Here is a 17,376-nt window from a genome sequence, read left to right on the forward strand (position 1 = left end):
TAAAAACTGCTACGAATAAAAAAAACCGCTCGAAAGCGGTTTTTGAAATTATTGAAGTACTTTAAATTCGATGGTGGAATCTGTAAATACAGTATGGGTTTGTGTTTTGAAGTCCTTTTCATCGGCCTTGTAAATGTTATCCACGTAGGTTTGTGGGTTGAGGTCTATGAGAGGAAACCAGGTACTCTGCACTTGAATTTGCAATTTATGTCCTTTTTTAACGGTGTGAAAAACATCCTGCAGAGTTATCGAAACTTTTGTTTTTTTGTTCGGAACAAAGGGTTCTGGTTTTGAAAAACTATTTCTAAAACGTCCGCGCATTACCTCGCTGCGTACCATCATGTGATAGTTGCTTAATTTTTGATGCGTTTGCATATTTTTGTTATCGTTTTCCATATCGGCTGGATGTACGTCTATTACTTTAACCACCCAATCTGCTGCTGTTCCTGTGGTAGCGACATTGAGCTTTGCTACGATATCCCCAGCCAATTGTAAATCTTGTTCTAAAACAGGAGTTTCAAAAACTAAAACATCTGGACGACGTGCAGCAAAACGCTGATCATCGGTCATGTACTTTCTAGGAGTGAAGACAGTCTTAATATCTTCAGAATAAGGTACAGGGTGTTTGATGTCACTTACGAAATTCACTTTGTCTACCGCCGGAGCTTTACGTGTTAGCGATTGCTCTGGAGCCAAATAAAAAGATTGACTGACAACCTCTTTTGGTGGCCAAGTGTCAAATGATTTCCAATCTCTTTTTCCTGTGTCGTATACATAGGCTTCCGGTAAACCGCTGTTTTTTGAACCGTCACCCTTTAGAAAGTGATTGAAAAATTTACTTTCTATATTTTTTTGAAATTTTAAAGAAATTGAGTCTCCAAAATAGTAATTTCCTACGGCGTTGGTCGCGCTACTACTTGCCCATCCACCGTGATCCCAAGGCCCAAATACCATGGTGTTGTAATTGTTGGGTTGGTGGCGTTCGATACCTTTGTAAGTTTCCAAAGGACCGTAAAGGTCTTCTGCGTCAAACCAACCTCCCACGACCATAGTAGCTACCGTTGAAGGAACTTTGTCTAAGTGTTGGATCAGTCCTTTGCGCTGCCATACTGAATCGTAATTCGGGTGTTCTATGATTTCTTTCCAAAAAAAGTCGTCTACTTGTTCGGTGTGTGCTACTTTGGTATCTAAATGATCGTATTTGAAATAGCTATTGAGGTTTTTTAAAGGGCCTTTATCTAAAAAGAACTGGTATTGATCTTTGGTTTTCATATCCGGAAAAGCGTACCAAGCAGAGTCTGTTGGTTGATCTTTATACGTTCCGAAAAGTGAGATTGCTCTGAAATAACTCAACATAAAAGCCCCGTTATGGTGAAAGTCGTCGAAAAAGAAATCGCCAATACAGGCCTGAGGAGAGGCCGCTTTTAATGCTGGGTGGGCATCAATAGTCGAAACCGTAGTATAGTGACCTGGGTAAGAAATTCCCCAAGTTCCCACATTACCATTATTGTTAGCCACGTTGTTTACAAGCCAGTCAATAGTATCGTAAGTATCACTGGTTTCGTCAGTTTGTTTCCCTGTTTTATTAGGAATGTACGCACGCATATTATCGTAAACACCTTCACTCATCCAGCGTCCGCGAACGTCTTGGTAAACAACGATGTTTCCTTCTTTCATTAAGGTACTATTCGGCCCAATGCGCTTTCTAAACGTATCCGCTCCGTAAGGTCTACAGCTATAAGGGGTTCGTTGTAATAATATTGGGTATTTCTTACTCGTGTCTTTTGGACTGTAAATGGTGGTGTGAAGTAGTGTTCCATCACGCATAGGAATTTTTACCTCCTGTTTGCTGTAGTGTTGGGCCACGTAATTTTCTTCAGTGACTTTTTTTGGGGCAGTTTTCGTTTTCGAACAGCTCGATAAGAAAGCAACTGCCATACATAGACTAAGTCTAACCAGTAGTTTCATAAGTAGTATCTTTAAATAAGTTGGTTTGATTGGTATATCACACCACTATGAACAAATATTTAAGGTTGGTTTTAGCGCTCCGAGGAGTGGAAGCAAAACCGTAATTCTGGCACCTAATGTACAGATAAGATTTTGATATCTTCTTAATTAAATGTTAAAGACGTTAATAGTGTGTTAAAGAATTAGAGGAAAGCACGTATCTTGTGAAGCATGAAATGCATTAAAATTTTAGGGTGGATTTTTGTGAGTCTTTTGATAGGTTGTACTCCAAAACCCGCCGAAAATAAGTTTGTTAATAGCTCGGTGAAGCGCGAGAAAAAACGAGAAAAACCTCAATTGAATCCGGAATTTTACAATGTCGGATTCGTCATTATGGAGGGAACTTTTAATACTGAACTGACCGCTCCCTTTGATATTTTTCAGCATACGAAGTACCGAAAAGCGATAAAGGGAATGAATGTATTTACCCTAGCGAAAACTACCCAACCCATTCGTACTTTTGAAGGTTTGTTAGTGCAGCCCGATTTTAACTATGTAACCGACAGCTTACCCAAAATTGATATTTTGGTAGTACCCAGCGCCGAACACCATTTGGATTCTGATTTGGAAGATGTTGAACTGATTAACTTTGTTAAAAAAGTGGGCGCGGAGGCTACTTGGGTAACTTCTCATTGTGATGGTGCTTTTGTATTGGCAGAAGCCGGTTTACTGACGGGGAAAGCAGCTACCACGTTTCCTTCAGATATCGAAAAAATGAAAAATCGATATCCAAACATCGATGTGAAACAAGATGTGTTATTTGTGCGTGATGGAAAGTATATTACTTCCGTTGGCGGTGCAAAATCTTTTGAGGCAGCCCTGTATTTGTGTCAGCTTCTTTACGGAGAAGCCATAGCTAAAGACTTGGCCAAAGGTCTAGTTATCGATTGGAACCTCAAGCAACTCCAATTCATTGAAACCAAGTAAAAGGAGGACAAACTTGACAAATTATGTAACAATTGTTACATAAATAAGTAGGTTTTTTAACAGAAATAGGTACTTTAATCCTATCATAATTAATAATATTGCATACTTTGAACTCCTAATACGTCAATGTATTGTAAAGATAAGAATTTATGAATATTCGAAAACAAGTTAGATTAAGCATTTGGATGGTTTGTTTGTTCAGTTTTCTCAGCTGGACAGCTCCCGTGAATGCACAGATTTTTGATCCAGTAAAGTGGACGACCGCAGTTGAAAAAGTATCTGATACAGAGTACCATTTAATTGCGACAGCACTCATAGAAAAAGATTGGCATATTTATTCACAAAACGTCGATAAAGGCGGACCTATTCCTACTACTTTTTTCTTTACAGAGAGCGCTGATTTTAAGAGATTAGGAAAGGTCATCGAAGAAAAGGGGCATACAATTCAAGATGCTACTTTTAACATGCAGGTAAAATCGTTCAGTGATAAAGCCAAGTTTGTCCAAAAAATAAAATTGGAAAATCCTGTGAAAACGGTGAAAGCCTCCGTAGAATTTATGGTGTGTATGGACACGCGTTGTTTACCTCCGAAAGAAGTGGATTTAGTTTTTGACTTGAACAAAGCAAAACTGACCAAAGGAAACACCGTTGCTGGTGGGAGTGCTAAAAAGGATAAGGGAACCAAAGGATTGTGGTCTATATTTATCATTGCATTTTTATCAGGGTTTACCGCTTTACTAACCCCCTGTGTATTTCCAATGATTCCGATGACAGTGAGTTACTTTACCAAGCAGAGTAAAAATAAGGCGAAAGGAATTAGCAATGCTATTCTTTACGGAGTGTTTATCATTGTTATTTACGTGTTATTAGGAACCGTTGTTACCAAAGTTTTTGGTTCAGAATCATTGAACGAGCTGTCTACAAATGTGTATTTTAACTTGGTGTTTTTTGTGATTTTGGTGGTCTTTGCAGCTTCTTTCTTAGGAGCTTTTGAGTTGAGCTTACCGAGTTCATGGAGTACCAAAGTAGATGCGCAGGCCGACAGAGGTGGGTTTTTAGGTATTTTCTTTATGGCTTTAGCACTTGCTATTGTGTCGTTTTCTTGTACCGGACCTATTGTAGGTACTTTGTTAGTAGAATCGGCAACACAAGGTGGGCTTGCTCCGATGATTGGAATGTTTGGTTTTTCATTAGCCATTGCCTTGCCATTTACCTTATTCGCTATTTTCCCAGGATGGATGAATTCACTTCCAAAATCTGGAGGGTGGCTCAATACAGTGAAAGTGGTATTAGGATTTTTAGAATTGGCCTTTGCATTCAAATTTTTATCGAATGCTGATTTGGTACTGCAGTTACATTGGTTAGAACGCGAGGTGTTCTTGGCAATATGGATCGCTATTTTTGGAGCATTAGCACTGTATTTGTTTGGGAAGATTACCCTTCCACACGATAGCCCACAAGATCGAATTTCTGTAGGAAGGCTCATGTTAGGCTTATTATCATTGACCTTTACCATCTATATGTTACCGGGAATGTGGGGAGCGCCATTGAACCTAATCAGTGCCTTTCCACCAGCGCAACACTACAGTGAATCGCCATATGGAGTAGGCTATCAAAAATTGGCTAAGATTCCAGCGCAGCCGTCTTTTGGTGATTTTGGAGTAGGTAGCGAGAAAACCGAACATGAAGCAGGAGTGCCCGAGGGAGCGCACTTGATGCCTCCACATGATATTTTGGCCTTTAACGACTACGATAAAGGACTGGCTTATGCAAGGAAGGTGAACAAACCGGTATTGATTGACTTTACAGGACAGGCTTGCGTAAATTGCAGAAAAATGGAACAGAACGTATGGCCTCAAGACAAAGTGTTGAGCGTCTTAAAAAACGATGTTGTTTTGATCTCTTTATATGTCGATGACAGGAGAATGCTCGCAGAGGAAGATCAGGTGGAATCGAAGTTGCGTCCAGGGAAAAAATTAAAGCGCATCGGTGAAAAATGGACCGAATTTCAAACTATTAAATACAAAACCAACTCCCAACCGTATTACGTACTTATAGATGCTGACGAAAACTCATTGGTAGCTCCTGTTGCGTATACTCCTGATGCTGAGGAATACTACAATTGGCTTCAGTCGGGAATCAAAGAATACAAGTAACAAGTTAATAGCTTGTTTCATAGAGGGTTGCTTTTTTGAGTAGCCCTCTTTTTTTTGAGGTACTTTTTAGTAGGTTCTCCGGTAGTATATGTAGAATTCAAGGAAAACGTTGTACCTTTGCAGCGGCATGAGAATAAGACAACTTTCAGATTGGTTACCTACTACGAACAAGGAGGTGAAGTTACGAGGATGGGATGAATTAGATGTAATCCTTTTTAGTGGAGATGCGTATGTAGATCATCCGGCATTTGGACCTGCAGTTATTGGACGTATTTTAGAGAGCTATGGTTTAAAGGTAGCGATAGTACCACAACCGAGTGTACATGATAACTTGCAAGATTTTACTAAGCTAGGAACACCTCGTTTGTTCTTTGCCGTGACTGCGGGTTGTATGGACTCTATGGTGAGTAATTATACCGCGAGTAAGCGCAGGAGAGACAAGGATGCCTATACTCCGAATGGAGACAAAGGATTTCGTCCTGATTATGCGACTACCGTATACACCAAAATTCTAAAAGAGAAGTTTCCAGAGGTTCCCGTGCTTATTGGAGGTATTGAAGCTTCGTTGCGAAGAGTAACACATTACGATTATTGGTCAAATAAACTGATGCCTTCTATTTTAGAAAGTTCAGGAGCCGATATGTTGGTATACGGAATGGGAGAACAACCATTACGTGAATTGGTAAGCCTTTTACAGAAAGGAGTTCCTTTTGATAGTTTAAAAACCATCAAACAGACGGCAGTGCTCTTGGAAGCAGGTGATAAAGTTCCTAAAAATAAGAACTGGCAAGATGTAGAAATTGCTTCACACGATACTTGTTTACAGGATAAAAAAGCCTATGCGGCGAATTTTAAAGTAATTGAACAAGAATCGAACAAGCTGTATGCTAGGAGGATTTTTCAAGAAATCGGAAGTAAAAAGTTAATGATCAACCCTCCGTATCCGACTATGACGGAGAAGGAAATTGACGGTTCTTTTGACCTGCCGTATACGCGTATGCCGCATCCGAAATACAACAAGAGAGGCCCAATTCCAGCTTATGAAATGATTAAGTTTTCGGTGAATATTCACCGTGGATGTTTTGGAGGTTGTAGCTTCTGTACCATTTCGGCACACCAAGGAAAATTTATCGCTAGTAGAAGTAAAGAATCTGTTTTAAAGGAAGTTGATGAACTTACCAAAATGGATGATTTTAAAGGATATTTATCAGATATCGGTGGTCCATCGGCCAATATGTATCAGATGAAAGGAAAAGTACAGGCTATCTGTGATAAATGTGTAGCTCCTTCGTGTATTTCTCCGGTTATTTGTAGTAATCTAGACACTTCTCATAAACCGTTAACGGAACTCTATCAGGCTGTTGATAAGCATCCGAAAGTAAAAAAGTCGTTTATTGGAAGTGGTATTCGTCACGATATGCTCGTTCCGGAGTTCAATAAAAATGCAGATCCGAAAGAACTCGATGCCTATACGGAAGAGGTGATGACAAAGCACGTTTCAGGACGTTTAAAAGTGGCTCCTGAGCATACTTCTGATCCCGTATTGAAACTCATGCGAAAGCCGTCGTTCCATTACTTTCACAAGTTTAAAGACCGCTTCGATCGCATCAATAAAAAACGAAAACTCAATTTACAATTGATTCCGTACTTTATATCTAGCCACCCAGCCTGTGAACCTGAAGACATGGCTAATTTGGCGGCAGAGACTAAAGATATGGGATTCCAATTAGAACAAGTACAAGATTTCACCCCTACGCCTATGACAGTGGCTACGGTAATCTATTACAGTGGGTATCACCCGTATACACTTAAGGAAGTAAATACTCCGAAAACGAAGCAAGAAAAGTTAGATCAACACAAATTTTTCTTCTGGTATAAGAAGGAGAATAGAAAGTGGATTAAAGACAAACTAACGAAAGTTGGGAGGACTGATTTATTGAAAAAATTACTTCCAGAAGATGCTTCATGGCGAAAAAATAAGCCAGGGAAGGCCAAAAATACTTTTGATGACGCCGTAACTTTTAAAGGAGCGACAAAGTCGCCGCGTAACAAATCGAGAAGATTTAAAAAGAAACGCAGGTAATTTTTGTAGTTAAATAAGCTGATATTAAACTTCTTAGCGATGCTTCTGAGAAGTGGATTAGCGTACTATTATAGATTGTATTCATCTCTTAAAGAGGTGTTTATGCTGCGTTTTATGAATTTATTTGAAGGGTGCTGCACCATTACTTTTGATTATTTGCGACGTGTTGTGTGATCTTGTGATGGTTTTTAGCCACGGTTGCTGCATATACCTTGTGTTGGTCAATTGTTCCTTTGTAAATTGAAGAAGAGAACACGCTTTTTTGTCTGTAATGGCCTCCGATGAAATACCTTGACATATTTTTTTTGAAGTGAATAAGTGATCTTTGTTATAGCTGTTAGAAGCATGATGCAAAGCTTCGAAAGCTCGTATTTATTAACTTAAAAAAGAGGATCATGGAAAATAATACAGACCAACGAATGGTAGAGTTACTCTGTTTTGGCATTGGCTTTTTAACCGTAGCATTTATTACCTTTATCTTCATCTACGCTGGTAGAGTAGGGCTATTTCTGGCACCGCTTTCAGCATTTTTATCCGTACTGATGGGCTACTATCTGTGCAAAGATATCCTAGAGTTTTTTAAACCAAAGGTCAGGTAAAGTAAGCAGTATTCTAAATACAGCCAGGTCTAATATAGTTGATTTAAAGCGCACATTTTTATTAGTGTATCTTCTAGATTTGACGTTTTGTCAATTTTGGGGTTATTTATTCGTAACTATAAAGTCTTATAATATTGTTTTACTCCTTTTTTTTTAGGAGTCAAAATGTTAAAGTTTGACTTTTTTTACTGTTTTTTTTCTTGTTTTTACCAGGCTGTTTTTATCGATTGACTTTATTCATTCATGTAATATTATTCTTGTTAGCTTTTATAGTTTTTTAGTTCCATTAAATAGACGGATATTTTATGGTAATATCTTCTATCTTATTTTTGTCGAATAGCGCTGTATTACTGGGGGCTATGGAGCCTTCACCCCACAAACTTCCTTGCTTTTAGTGTTTTGGTTTTTGAAATTGCTACTACGATTTCTAAATCAATTTTCTATGACACAATTATGTAAAAATATCTCCATCCTTATAACAATGATCCTGTCATGGAGCATGTCAGGACAAACCAAAGAGGTAACGGGGACAATTACGAATAAGAAAGATCCTTTGATGGGAGTAACTGTTTTAATCAAAGGGACAACAAAAGGTACTACTACAGATGTACAAGGATTCTATAAAATAGAAGTCACGGAGGGTACTGTGTTGACTTTTCATTTTCTCGGGATGAAAACGGTAGAGAAAAAAGTACTATCCACGACAACTGTAATGGATGTGGAAATGGTAGAAAATGCTATCTTGGATGAGGTGGTGATTACTGCGCTGGGGATAAAGAAGCAAAAAAAGAGCTTGGGATATGCCCAGCAATCAATTCGGGCAGAAAAGCTTGTTTCAAGCAAACAAACGGATGTCTCCAATGCCTTGTCAGGAAAAATAGCAGGGGTTCAGGTGGTCGGTGCACCTTCGTCAGGATTTAAAACGTCCACCATTCGACTGCGTGGTGATGTGAATGTCTTGTACGTAGTAGATGGTGTCCGATTACAAAACATCAACGATGTAAATCCCGAAAATATAGTGAACATGTCCGTATTAAAAGGATCTGCGGCGAGTGCCTTATACGGTCCGGAAGGCGCACACGGGGTCGTAATTATCAATACGGTAAATTCCGTCAATCCTGGGGAAACTCAAATCATCTATGATGGAGCTGTTGAATTGGGGAACTCGGATTATTTTATGCCAAAATTACAAACCGAATACGGAGGTGGGTATAGTCAAAAATTTGATGTGTTTCACTTTGATGCGACTAAAGACCCAGCGTCATGGGCAGTTTTTGAAGGAGACCTGATGCCCCAGTACTACGCAGACGAATCGTGGGGGCCTAAGCTCGATGGAACCCTTGTAAGACAGTGGTATAGCTGGGTGCCTAGTAATGCGAAGTTCGGACAAAAAACACCTTGGAAATACTATGGAGGATCCGCAGGTTTTTTTCAAACAGCAGTAAGTACCAAACACAATTTGACGTTTAACAAAACTGGCGAAAGCTATAATCTCAAGGTTAATCTATTGAGAAATGATAGAACGCTTACCTTGCCGAATACCAAAAGAGTTACCAATCGTTTAACTGTCAATTTGAACATGAAGGCAACACCGAAGTTCAGTGTTGCAGCGAACATTTCATATAATGATCGCAGTACCTTAAACAATCCTCGAGAAGGCTATGGTTCTCTAGGAGCTAACTTTTATCAGTGGTGGCAGCAACAGTTGGATATTGATAATCTAAAAGACTACACGCAAGGAGGGAACAAGGTGAGTTGGAACATTCGAGGACCTCGAAATCCGCGTCCGAAGTATTGGAACTCTGTATATGCAGAGTTGTATGAGAATCTGAAGCACGATGATTACAAATCGGTTTTTGGAAATGTTGATTTTATCTATACCATTTCGAATGCGTTAAAAGCGAAACTCTCTCTGAAAAAAACCTACAACCAACTTACAGGGGATTCCAGAACTGGATTCGGTTTGTTACAACGTCCTTCCTACAAAGAATACACAATAATGAGGGATAGGAATCTTTTGGTAGGACAGCTGTTTTATAACAAAACGTTGGGCGATTTTAGTTTGGCAGCTATTGGAGGTTTTGAATATAGTGACTACAGTAATAAATTCTTTTCAGGAGCGACTGTTAACGGATTGAGCATTCCTGATTTCTTTAGCGTCGCTTCGTCTGTTGATAGACCTTCTTATACTTCGAGAACAACAATTATTAAAAACAGAGCATTGTACATAACGGGTTCGATAGGTTTTAGGAAAGACCTTTTTTTAGAAGGAAGTTATCGTCGTGACTGGAATTCGTCGGCAAGTGTTCAGCGAAATGCAGTTGATACAAAGCGTTTGTCTTTGAGTTGGATAGCAAGTGAGTTACTACCTAAAAACGATGTGTTGACTTATGTGAAATTTAGAACGAGTTTTGCTCAAGCACCCAATTTTCCGGGGGCCTATGATACTCAAGAAACCTACAGTGTATTGAAGGCTTTTGATGGTCATCCTCTTCTCGATATAAAGTCTAAAAAACCCAATCCATTTTTAAGAGGAGCGGAGCGAACGGAGTTTGAAGTGGGGTCTGAATTTCAGTTGTTTAAAGGGAGAGTTTCTGTAGATGCTACGTACTTCAAAAAAATAGATGAAGGATTGCCTGTAAGTGTAAACATCGACCCGACAAAGGGAGTTTCAGCACTGTTCCAAAATGAAGGAAAGCAAACCTATCAAGGTTTAGAGCTGGGACTGAGTTTTATTCCTGTAAAAAATGAAAACTTTTCGTGGGAATCCAACGTAAATATCGCTCAATTGAAACGGAGGGTAGACAAAGTGAGTAATACAACCACCCGAAGTGACTATCAATTTTTAAGTTCGAGATGGGGCGGGCTCATATTGCGCAATCAGGAAGGTCATCAATGGGGAGAAGTTTACGGAAGAAAGGTAAAAGAAATTGGAGGTAAAAAAGTAATTAATGATTTAGGTACGGGATACGTAACTGAAGATACTAAGTATTTAGGAAATTACTTGCCTTCCTTTACCGGTGGGTTTATCAACTCGTTTAAATACAAAAATTTTTCATTGGCCATTGATATGGATTTTCAGATGGGGGGAAAGTATTTTTCGATCACGCGTATGTTCGTGAATTCATCTGGATTAGGTGCTGATACCGTAGGTAATAATGCACTGGGGAACCCGAAGAGAGATGATTTGACTGGTAGTAGCGGCGCTGTATTGGTCAATAGAAGTGGTGTAGGCTTAAGTGTTCCTTTTGAAAAAGCGAAAAGCAACTCAGGAGGGATTAAAATTAATGGTGTCAACCGAAATGGAGAACCGGTTTCCTATTTGGTGAATCCGCGAACCTGGTGGGGAAATCAGTTTGGGAATATGAGCGAGTTTACTTATGATGCCAGTTATCTGGCTGTCAGAAATATTAAGCTAGGGTATCAATTGCCAAATCAATTAACCCACCAACTGGGGTTTGATCAAATCAATTGCTACGCTTATGTAAACAACGCCTTTCTATTATTCAATGCGATCCCCAATATAGATCCTTCACGACTTGAACAGCCCTATGGCGATAGTGCCGTCGGAACTGTCAGTTTTATGGAAGGCGGGCAACTACCAGGGATAAGGACCTTTGGATTCAATATTCGCTTAAAGTTTTAACCTATCAAAAACGAATTACCATGAGAAAAATAATAAAAATGACGGTGATGTTACTGTCTTTGGCAGCTTGTGAAAACGCAGATTTTGGCGATGCTGTGATCAATCCGAACGAACCTAGTGTGGCCATTGCCTCTGCCTTTTTGGGTTCAGGACAACTGGCTTTAGGGAACATATATTCTGAGGCCAGACCTTCGTTATACGTCCAATATTTGGCGAATGAACAATACAATTCGATGTCGCTTTACAGAACCCAACGATTTGATTATGTAAACTACTATCACGCTATTACAAATTTACTCAAGGTGATTGCGTTGAATACAAATCCCAAAACAAAGGAGAAAAGTAGTTTGTACGGTTCTAATAATAATCAAATTGCCGTAGCGCGATTGGTAAGGGCTTTCTATTTTCAGTTTATGACGGATAATTGGGGAATGCTTCCTTACAGCACTGCGAATGATTTATCCGTTGAGTTCAATAAGTTTGATACACAAGAGACCATATATCGGTCTTTATTTAAGGAAATTGAGGAGGCAATTTTACAGATTGATCATGGAGCTGGTCCTACAGGGGACATCATCTTAAAGGGCGATATGAGGAAATGGAGGCTATTTGGGTATTCATTGATGATGAATATGGCAGTTCGACTTTCTCATAAAGCACCGAGTTTGGGGAAAATGTATTACCAAAAAGCACTCAATGGCGGCGTGATATTTTCAAATAATGACAATTTTTATTTCCCGTATTTAGAGGATGAAAATCATGACAATCCATGGCAAGATAGATTTCAAACCCGTTCCGATTATTTGCTCAGTGATACCTTTGTAAACGCCCTGATAGGCAAGGGAACCAATGTAGCACCAGAAGATCCGCGCCTAGAAAAATTCGGTGAAAAAGCCGTGAGCACTCATGTGTACAACGGCGCTCCATATGGCGCTATTAATTCAAGAACCAATACTTTTTCATTTATCACGAAATCTGTGATTTATAATCAACGAGCAAAAGGATATCTCCTGACAGCAGCGCAAATGTATTTCAATGCGGCAGAAGCTGCGCATTACGGTTGGGATCAAAGGCATACAGCAGCGTATTATTACGAGCAAGGTATTCGAGCTTCTATGGAACAGTGGGGAGTTTCACAGGCCGATATAGTTCGATATTTGCAAAAGCGACCAGCCTTTATAGGGATGAGGTCTATTGCCTACGAAAAATGGGTAGCCCTGTTTTTACAAGGTTATGAGGCTTGGTTTGATTGGAGAAAGCAAGGAGAATTTCAAGTGCCCTTGAAAAAACCAGTGGCAGCAATTACCAAAGGAATTCCCAACAGACAAGCCTATCCGCTCAGTGCCATAAGTGCCAATGAAGCAAACTACAGAAAAGCACTCGCTTTACAAGGTCCCGACAATTTAGATACCAAAGTGTGGTGGGCTAAGTAATTCATGAAAATTTTAAGATGCCAGTACTAGCTCGTAGCCGTATCAATTAAGAGGAATTTTTTGTGAAAAAAATGGTTCGAATCACAAGGTAATGAGCGTCCCTGAACCTAGGATTTAGTAGTAATAAAGAGTAAAAATTTAAAAATAGATGAAGACATTTCGTAAGATACTGTGCTCCATTGTAAGCTGTTTCTTTACAATGCTAACGGTCTATGCACAACAAATAGAGATTGAGGGTAAAGTGACCGACGGTGTCATGCCCTTATACGGCGTTTCGATATTGAATAAAAGAACCACCCAAGGAACCACTACGGATAGCTCTGGGAAATTTAAAATCCGAGCGTCCATAGGGGCTACATTGCTAATCAGTTATGTAGGATTTCGACCAAAGGAAGTGCAAATTGTCAATCAATCTCTAGTAGTAATCCAATTAGAGCCGAATGTTTTGGAAGAGGTAGTAGTTGTCGGGTTTGGTACCCAATCAAAAAGAAGGTTGACTGACAATATTGTCACCATTCAAGGAAAACAACTCCAAGAAATTCCTACGCCTAGTGTCTTTAATAGCTTGACAAGTAAAGCTACCGGAGTTCAGATAAGGAGGATGAACGGGAAAGTAGAAGGAGGTTTGAACGTTCGTATTCGAGGTCAATCGAGTTTAGGTGCAGGGAACCAACCATTGTATGTCATTGATGGTATGCCTTTGATTAACGATAATGAATCGACCAACGGGTCACCATTAAATCCCTTATTAACACTCAATCAAAATGAAATCGAATCGATAGATATTTTAAAAGATGCTTCGTCTGCGGCAATTTATGGTGCCCGAGGAGCCAATGGAGTAGTGCTTATTAGTACTAAAAAAGGGAAGTCGGGAGCAATGCAATACGACTTGAATTTTTCATCCGGCATAAGTAGCCCCAGCCATACTCGAAAATGGCTGAATGCTAAAGAATACGTCACCTTGTTTTTAGAGGCGGGAAGAAATTCTTCCTGGTCGAGTGAAGCTTTTGTGAAAAATCGCTTTGATCGTTATGCAAATCATACGGATTGGGAAAATGGAGCGGTAGATACGGATTGGCAGGGGATGGCTCTTCAACGAGGGAACACTCGGAATTTTGATTTTTCAGCGAAGGGAGGAACTAAGCATACCCAGTATTTTTTTAGTACTAATTTTAATAATACTCAAGGAATAGTTGTGGGAAATGCCATGGAGCGACTTGGAGGTCGGTTACGGGTAAATCACAAGGTTAAGAACAAGTTTGCTTTGGGGGCCAGTTTGAGCTATAGTAGGGTTGGAATTTACCGTGTGGCCAATGACGGTTCTTTTTTAACACCCCTTCAAGCAGTGGCACAGGCACCCATATCTCCTGCATTTGATGCCTCAGGAGAACCCTTTAGAAACACGGTATACGCTAATTTCTTATTAGAAAAGAAATACGCGAGAAACAAAACAACCATAAGGAGAATAATTGCAAATGTGATAGGTGCCTATGAGCTGGGAAATGGACTTGCTTTTAATAGTAATTTCGGATTGGATACCTATGCGCAGGCAACCGATGCATTCCGAGGGAAAAAAACGCCCTTTATGGCCACGAATGGAAGAGCGTATGCGTCAAGTGTAACGACGGAATCGTATAACTGGGCAAATTATTTGGAATTTAAGAAACACGACGATATTCACAGTTTTACAGGGGTGTTGGGGATGGAATACAATGAAAAAAATCGAAGGTTTATCAGTGTTACGGGGATCGAATTTCCAGAAGAAGGCTTTCACAATGTGAGTAGCGCTGCAAAAATTACGAAAGGAGATGGGGCCATTCGTAAAAATTCGTTCCTTTCGTATTTTACTCGGCTGAATTACAGTTATAAGAATAAGCTTTTAGTGAAAGCTTCGTTTCGACGTGATGGGGCCTCCAGATTTGGTAAACAACATCGATTCGGAAATTTTGCATCCCTATCCGCAGGTTGGGTACTCAGTGAGGAGTCATTTTTTAATTTTTGGAAGGAACTGTCGTTCTTAAAAGTGAGAGGAAGCTATGGATTGTTAGGAAATGCTAATATCGGGGATTTTCGCTTTTTAAATCTTTATACGGCAAACTCATATAATAAGCTGCCGGGAATTGAAAGCTCCCAAGCGGGAAACAAGCATTTGAAATGGGAGTCTTCACGACAGTTAGATATCGGCTTGGAATTTGGGTTATTTGAAAATGATCTCAGTGGTAGTATTGTGTATTACGATAAGAGAACCGATGGCTTACTTTTTGCGAAGGCATTGCCCTATTCATCGGGTGAGTCGAAGATATACGAAAATATAGGAGGGCTTAAATCATCTGGACTTGAGTTCGAGTTAACGGGGAAATTGTTGGATAGTAAGGATTGGTACTGGAGTATAAGTGCCAATGCAGCTCAAAATAAAAATCAGTTTACCTCTTTGCCAAATGACAATGCGGATCAAATCAAAGGTCAAAATATTCTTCGCGTTAATCAGCCTGTGAATTCCTTTTATTTAATCGAGTACGCCGGAGTAGATCCTGCTAATGGAGACGCCTTGTATTATACTAATAACTTGATAAACGGTAAGCGCTCGAAGGCGGTTACCAATGATGTTTCAAAAGCCCAGCGAGTCGTAACTGGAAATCCCAATCCATTGTGGATTGGTGGTTTGACTTCCAATGTTAGGTATAAAAATGTGGACCTTTCCTGTACGATAGGCGGTGAATGGGGCGCTAAAATATACAATGGTGGAGGCCGTTACCAGTCGGCAAATGCCGATTGGTTTGACAATCAAACTCACGACCAATTAAATCGATGGCAAAAACCCGGTGACCAAACGAAAGTACCTCAACCGCGATTAGGCGATGCTAACGGAACAGCCAATTCTACACGTTGGTTAGAAAGTGGTGATTTTATCCGATTGCGGAATGTGATTGTAGGCTATAATTTTTCGCGCCGGTTTACTCAAAAAATACACCTTTCCAAGCTGCGTCTGTATATGTCTGCATTGAACTTATGGACATTGACAAATTATTCTGGTTATGATCCAGAAGCCCGATATGACGGTTCTCTACAGTCACGTGGAACCGCTTTTTATTCAGCACCCGCACCTACGACAATAGCGTTCGGAGTACAAGTTAAATTTTAAGTTGAAACTGATGAAAATAGTACAAAAAATAATTGTGTTAGTCCTGGCAGCTATTGTGATGTCTTGCGTCGATCGTTTAAATATTGCACCGCAGCAGAGTATAAGTCAGGAGCAAGCTGTTTCGAGCGAGGCTAATATTAGAGCTTTGTTGTTAGGTAGTTATACTACGTTAAGCGTAACCGGGAATAGCTTCGTAATGGCTGATTTATTAGGAAGTACCGGTCAAGTATCATGGACAGGGACCTTTGTGGGGCCTCGTCAAATTTTTAACAAAAAGATACTTAGCTATAACGGTATGATAGCGCGAAATTGGCGGTTGAATTACAAGTTAATTAATGCGGTAAACCTCGTTCTGGATAATGCGTATCAGGTCAGTGCAAAAGACAGGAATTCGTTAAAAGGACAAGCTTATTTTTTAAGAGCTTATGCGTATTTTGACTTGGTAAGAAACTTTGCGCCAAGCTACAGTGCTCGGACTGCTCATACTGATCTGGGTGTTCCATTGCGTTTAAAAGGAATTGTCGATTATACTACTGACCAATCAATTGCTAGAAGTACAGTGAGCGAGGTATACGAGCAGATTATAGAAGATTTAAAAGCAGCGGTACTTGCCCTTCCGGAATACAATGGGGTATTTGCCGATAAATATGCCGCAAAAGGACTGCTCGCGCGCGTGTACTTGCAAAAAGGTGATTTCGAAGCGGCACGAGAGCAAGCAGATGCTGTTATTCGCTACAGTGGACGTCAATTACTTTCGGACTATTCTTTGGTTTTTAATAATGACAACAACACTAATGAAGATATACTTTCTTATCAGGTAACAGATCAAACGGGAGTCAATTTGCTTATTACCTATTACGCTTCTCAAAAACACGGGGGAAGAGGTGGAGATATTTGGATTAATAGCAGTTATTATGCGGGCTTTGATTCTAATCAGGATGTCAGAGCTTCTTTCGTTACTGACGAATACGATTTGATAAAAGATCGAGGGGGCTTGACAGCGAAGTTTATGTCGAAATACGCAAATATTACGTTGATACGTTTGGCTGAAATGTACTTAATACGGGCAGAGACTAACTTTAGACTAGGACAATCAGTAGGGGCGAGTCCAGTGTCGGATATTAATGCAATACGAAATCGAGCTGGGGCTAAAACTTTAAAGATATTGAGTTTGGCGACTATCTTACGAGAACGTCAGTATGAATTGGCTTTTGAAGGATTTTTGATTCACGATTTAAAGCGAACACATCAGTCCGTAGGTCATTTACCTTGGGATGCTGATGCATTAGTTATGCCGATCCCACAATCGGAAATGGATACCAATAAATTAATGGAGCAGAATAAAGGATATTAACAAAGGCCCTGAAAAGGGCCTTGATTTTT

10 protein-coding genes are annotated in these 17,376 nt (G+C 39.8%); 8 read left to right on the forward strand and 2 right to left on the reverse strand.

The window, feature by feature from the left end; translation table 11 throughout:
• Nucleotides 1-48 precede the first annotated feature (48 nt).
• On the reverse strand, nucleotides 49-1,938 hold the full coding sequence (locus tag ACKTS5_RS05915) for a CocE/NonD family hydrolase (protein ID WP_408042925.1): 1,890 nt from the start codon (nucleotides 1,936-1,938) through the stop codon (nucleotides 49-51).
• Nucleotides 1,939-2,178: 240 nt separating this feature from the next.
• Here ACKTS5_RS05915 and ACKTS5_RS05920 point away from each other — a divergent pair, with 240 nt between their 5' ends.
• The 3 genes from ACKTS5_RS05920 to ACKTS5_RS05930 all read left to right on the forward strand — a co-directional run bounded on the left by ACKTS5_RS05920 (nucleotide 2,179) and on the right by ACKTS5_RS05930 (nucleotide 7,173).
• Nucleotides 2,179-2,934 carry a DJ-1/PfpI family protein gene (locus ACKTS5_RS05920; RefSeq protein WP_408042926.1) on the forward strand — a complete coding sequence of 252 codons (756 nt, stop codon included), beginning with the start codon at nucleotides 2,179-2,181 and terminating at the stop codon, nucleotides 2,932-2,934.
• A 185-nt stretch (nucleotides 2,935-3,119) separates the two neighbouring features.
• A complete protein-coding gene (locus ACKTS5_RS05925) occupies nucleotides 3,120-5,090 on the forward strand; it encodes a protein-disulfide reductase DsbD family protein (protein ID WP_408043125.1) in 1,971 nt (656 codons plus the stop codon).
• Between the two features lie 127 nt (nucleotides 5,091-5,217).
• On the forward strand, nucleotides 5,218-7,173 hold the full coding sequence (locus tag ACKTS5_RS05930; RefSeq protein WP_408042927.1) for a YgiQ family radical SAM protein: 1,956 nt from the start codon (nucleotides 5,218-5,220) through the stop codon (nucleotides 7,171-7,173).
• Between the two features lie 142 nt (nucleotides 7,174-7,315).
• Here ACKTS5_RS05930 and ACKTS5_RS05935 read toward each other — a convergent pair whose 3' ends face one another.
• The gene (locus tag ACKTS5_RS05935; protein WP_408042928.1) at nucleotides 7,316-7,471 is read right to left on the reverse strand and encodes a hypothetical protein; all 156 of its coding nucleotides are present in this window, start codon (nucleotides 7,469-7,471) and stop codon (nucleotides 7,316-7,318) included.
• Between the two features lie 97 nt (nucleotides 7,472-7,568).
• On the opposite strand from ACKTS5_RS05935, the gene ACKTS5_RS05940 reads away from it, so the two are divergent.
• The 5 genes from ACKTS5_RS05940 (at nucleotide 7,569) to ACKTS5_RS05960 (ending at nucleotide 17,347) form a co-directional block, all read left to right on the forward strand.
• Nucleotides 7,569-7,772 (forward strand): hypothetical protein, encoded by a 204-nt coding sequence (locus ACKTS5_RS05940; RefSeq protein WP_408042929.1) that lies wholly within the window; start codon nucleotides 7,569-7,571, stop codon nucleotides 7,770-7,772.
• Between the two features lie 442 nt (nucleotides 7,773-8,214).
• Nucleotides 8,215-11,418 (forward strand): SusC/RagA family TonB-linked outer membrane protein, encoded by a 3,204-nt coding sequence (locus ACKTS5_RS05945; protein WP_408042930.1) that lies wholly within the window; start codon nucleotides 8,215-8,217, stop codon nucleotides 11,416-11,418.
• Nucleotides 11,419-11,438: 20 nt separating this feature from the next.
• Entirely contained in the window at nucleotides 11,439-12,851 is a 1,413-nt protein-coding gene (locus ACKTS5_RS05950) for a SusD/RagB family nutrient-binding outer membrane lipoprotein (protein WP_408042931.1), read from the forward strand.
• 148 nt (nucleotides 12,852-12,999) lie between these two features.
• Nucleotides 13,000-15,993: a SusC/RagA family TonB-linked outer membrane protein gene (locus ACKTS5_RS05955; protein ID WP_408042932.1), complete on the forward strand. Its 2,994-nt coding sequence runs from the start codon at nucleotides 13,000-13,002 to the stop codon at nucleotides 15,991-15,993.
• Between the two features lie 10 nt (nucleotides 15,994-16,003).
• The gene (locus ACKTS5_RS05960) at nucleotides 16,004-17,347 is read left to right on the forward strand and encodes a RagB/SusD family nutrient uptake outer membrane protein (RefSeq protein ID WP_408042933.1); all 1,344 of its coding nucleotides are present in this window, start codon (nucleotides 16,004-16,006) and stop codon (nucleotides 17,345-17,347) included.
• Nucleotides 17,348-17,376: the final 29 nt, after the last annotated feature.

Origin of the sequence: Tenacibaculum litopenaei (assembly GCF_964514025.1) — a bacterium.
In the GTDB taxonomy this organism is placed as follows: Bacteria; Bacteroidota; Bacteroidia; order Flavobacteriales; family Flavobacteriaceae; genus Polaribacter; species Polaribacter litopenaei.

Coding starts and splice junctions, on each gene's coding strand:
- ACKTS5_RS05920 (WP_408042926.1), top strand. CDS start 2,179: ATGAAATGCATTAAAATTTTAGGGTGGATTTTTGTGAGTCTTTTGATA.
- ACKTS5_RS05955 (WP_408042932.1), top strand. CDS start 13,000: ATGAAGACATTTCGTAAGATACTGTGCTCCATTGTAAGCTGTTTCTTT.
- ACKTS5_RS05930 (WP_408042927.1), top strand. CDS start 5,218: ATGAGAATAAGACAACTTTCAGATTGGTTACCTACTACGAACAAGGAG.
- ACKTS5_RS05935 (WP_408042928.1), bottom strand. CDS start 7,471: ATGTCAAGGTATTTCATCGGAGGCCATTACAGACAAAAAAGCGTGTTC.
- ACKTS5_RS05950 (WP_408042931.1), top strand. CDS start 11,439: ATGAGAAAAATAATAAAAATGACGGTGATGTTACTGTCTTTGGCAGCT.
- ACKTS5_RS05915 (WP_408042925.1), bottom strand. CDS start 1,938: ATGGCAGTTGCTTTCTTATCGAGCTGTTCGAAAACGAAAACTGCCCCA.
- ACKTS5_RS05925 (WP_408043125.1), top strand. CDS start 3,120: ATGGTTTGTTTGTTCAGTTTTCTCAGCTGGACAGCTCCCGTGAATGCA.
- ACKTS5_RS05940 (WP_408042929.1), top strand. CDS start 7,569: ATGGAAAATAATACAGACCAACGAATGGTAGAGTTACTCTGTTTTGGC.
- ACKTS5_RS05960 (WP_408042933.1), top strand. CDS start 16,004: ATGAAAATAGTACAAAAAATAATTGTGTTAGTCCTGGCAGCTATTGTG.
- ACKTS5_RS05945 (WP_408042930.1), top strand. CDS start 8,215: ATGACACAATTATGTAAAAATATCTCCATCCTTATAACAATGATCCTG.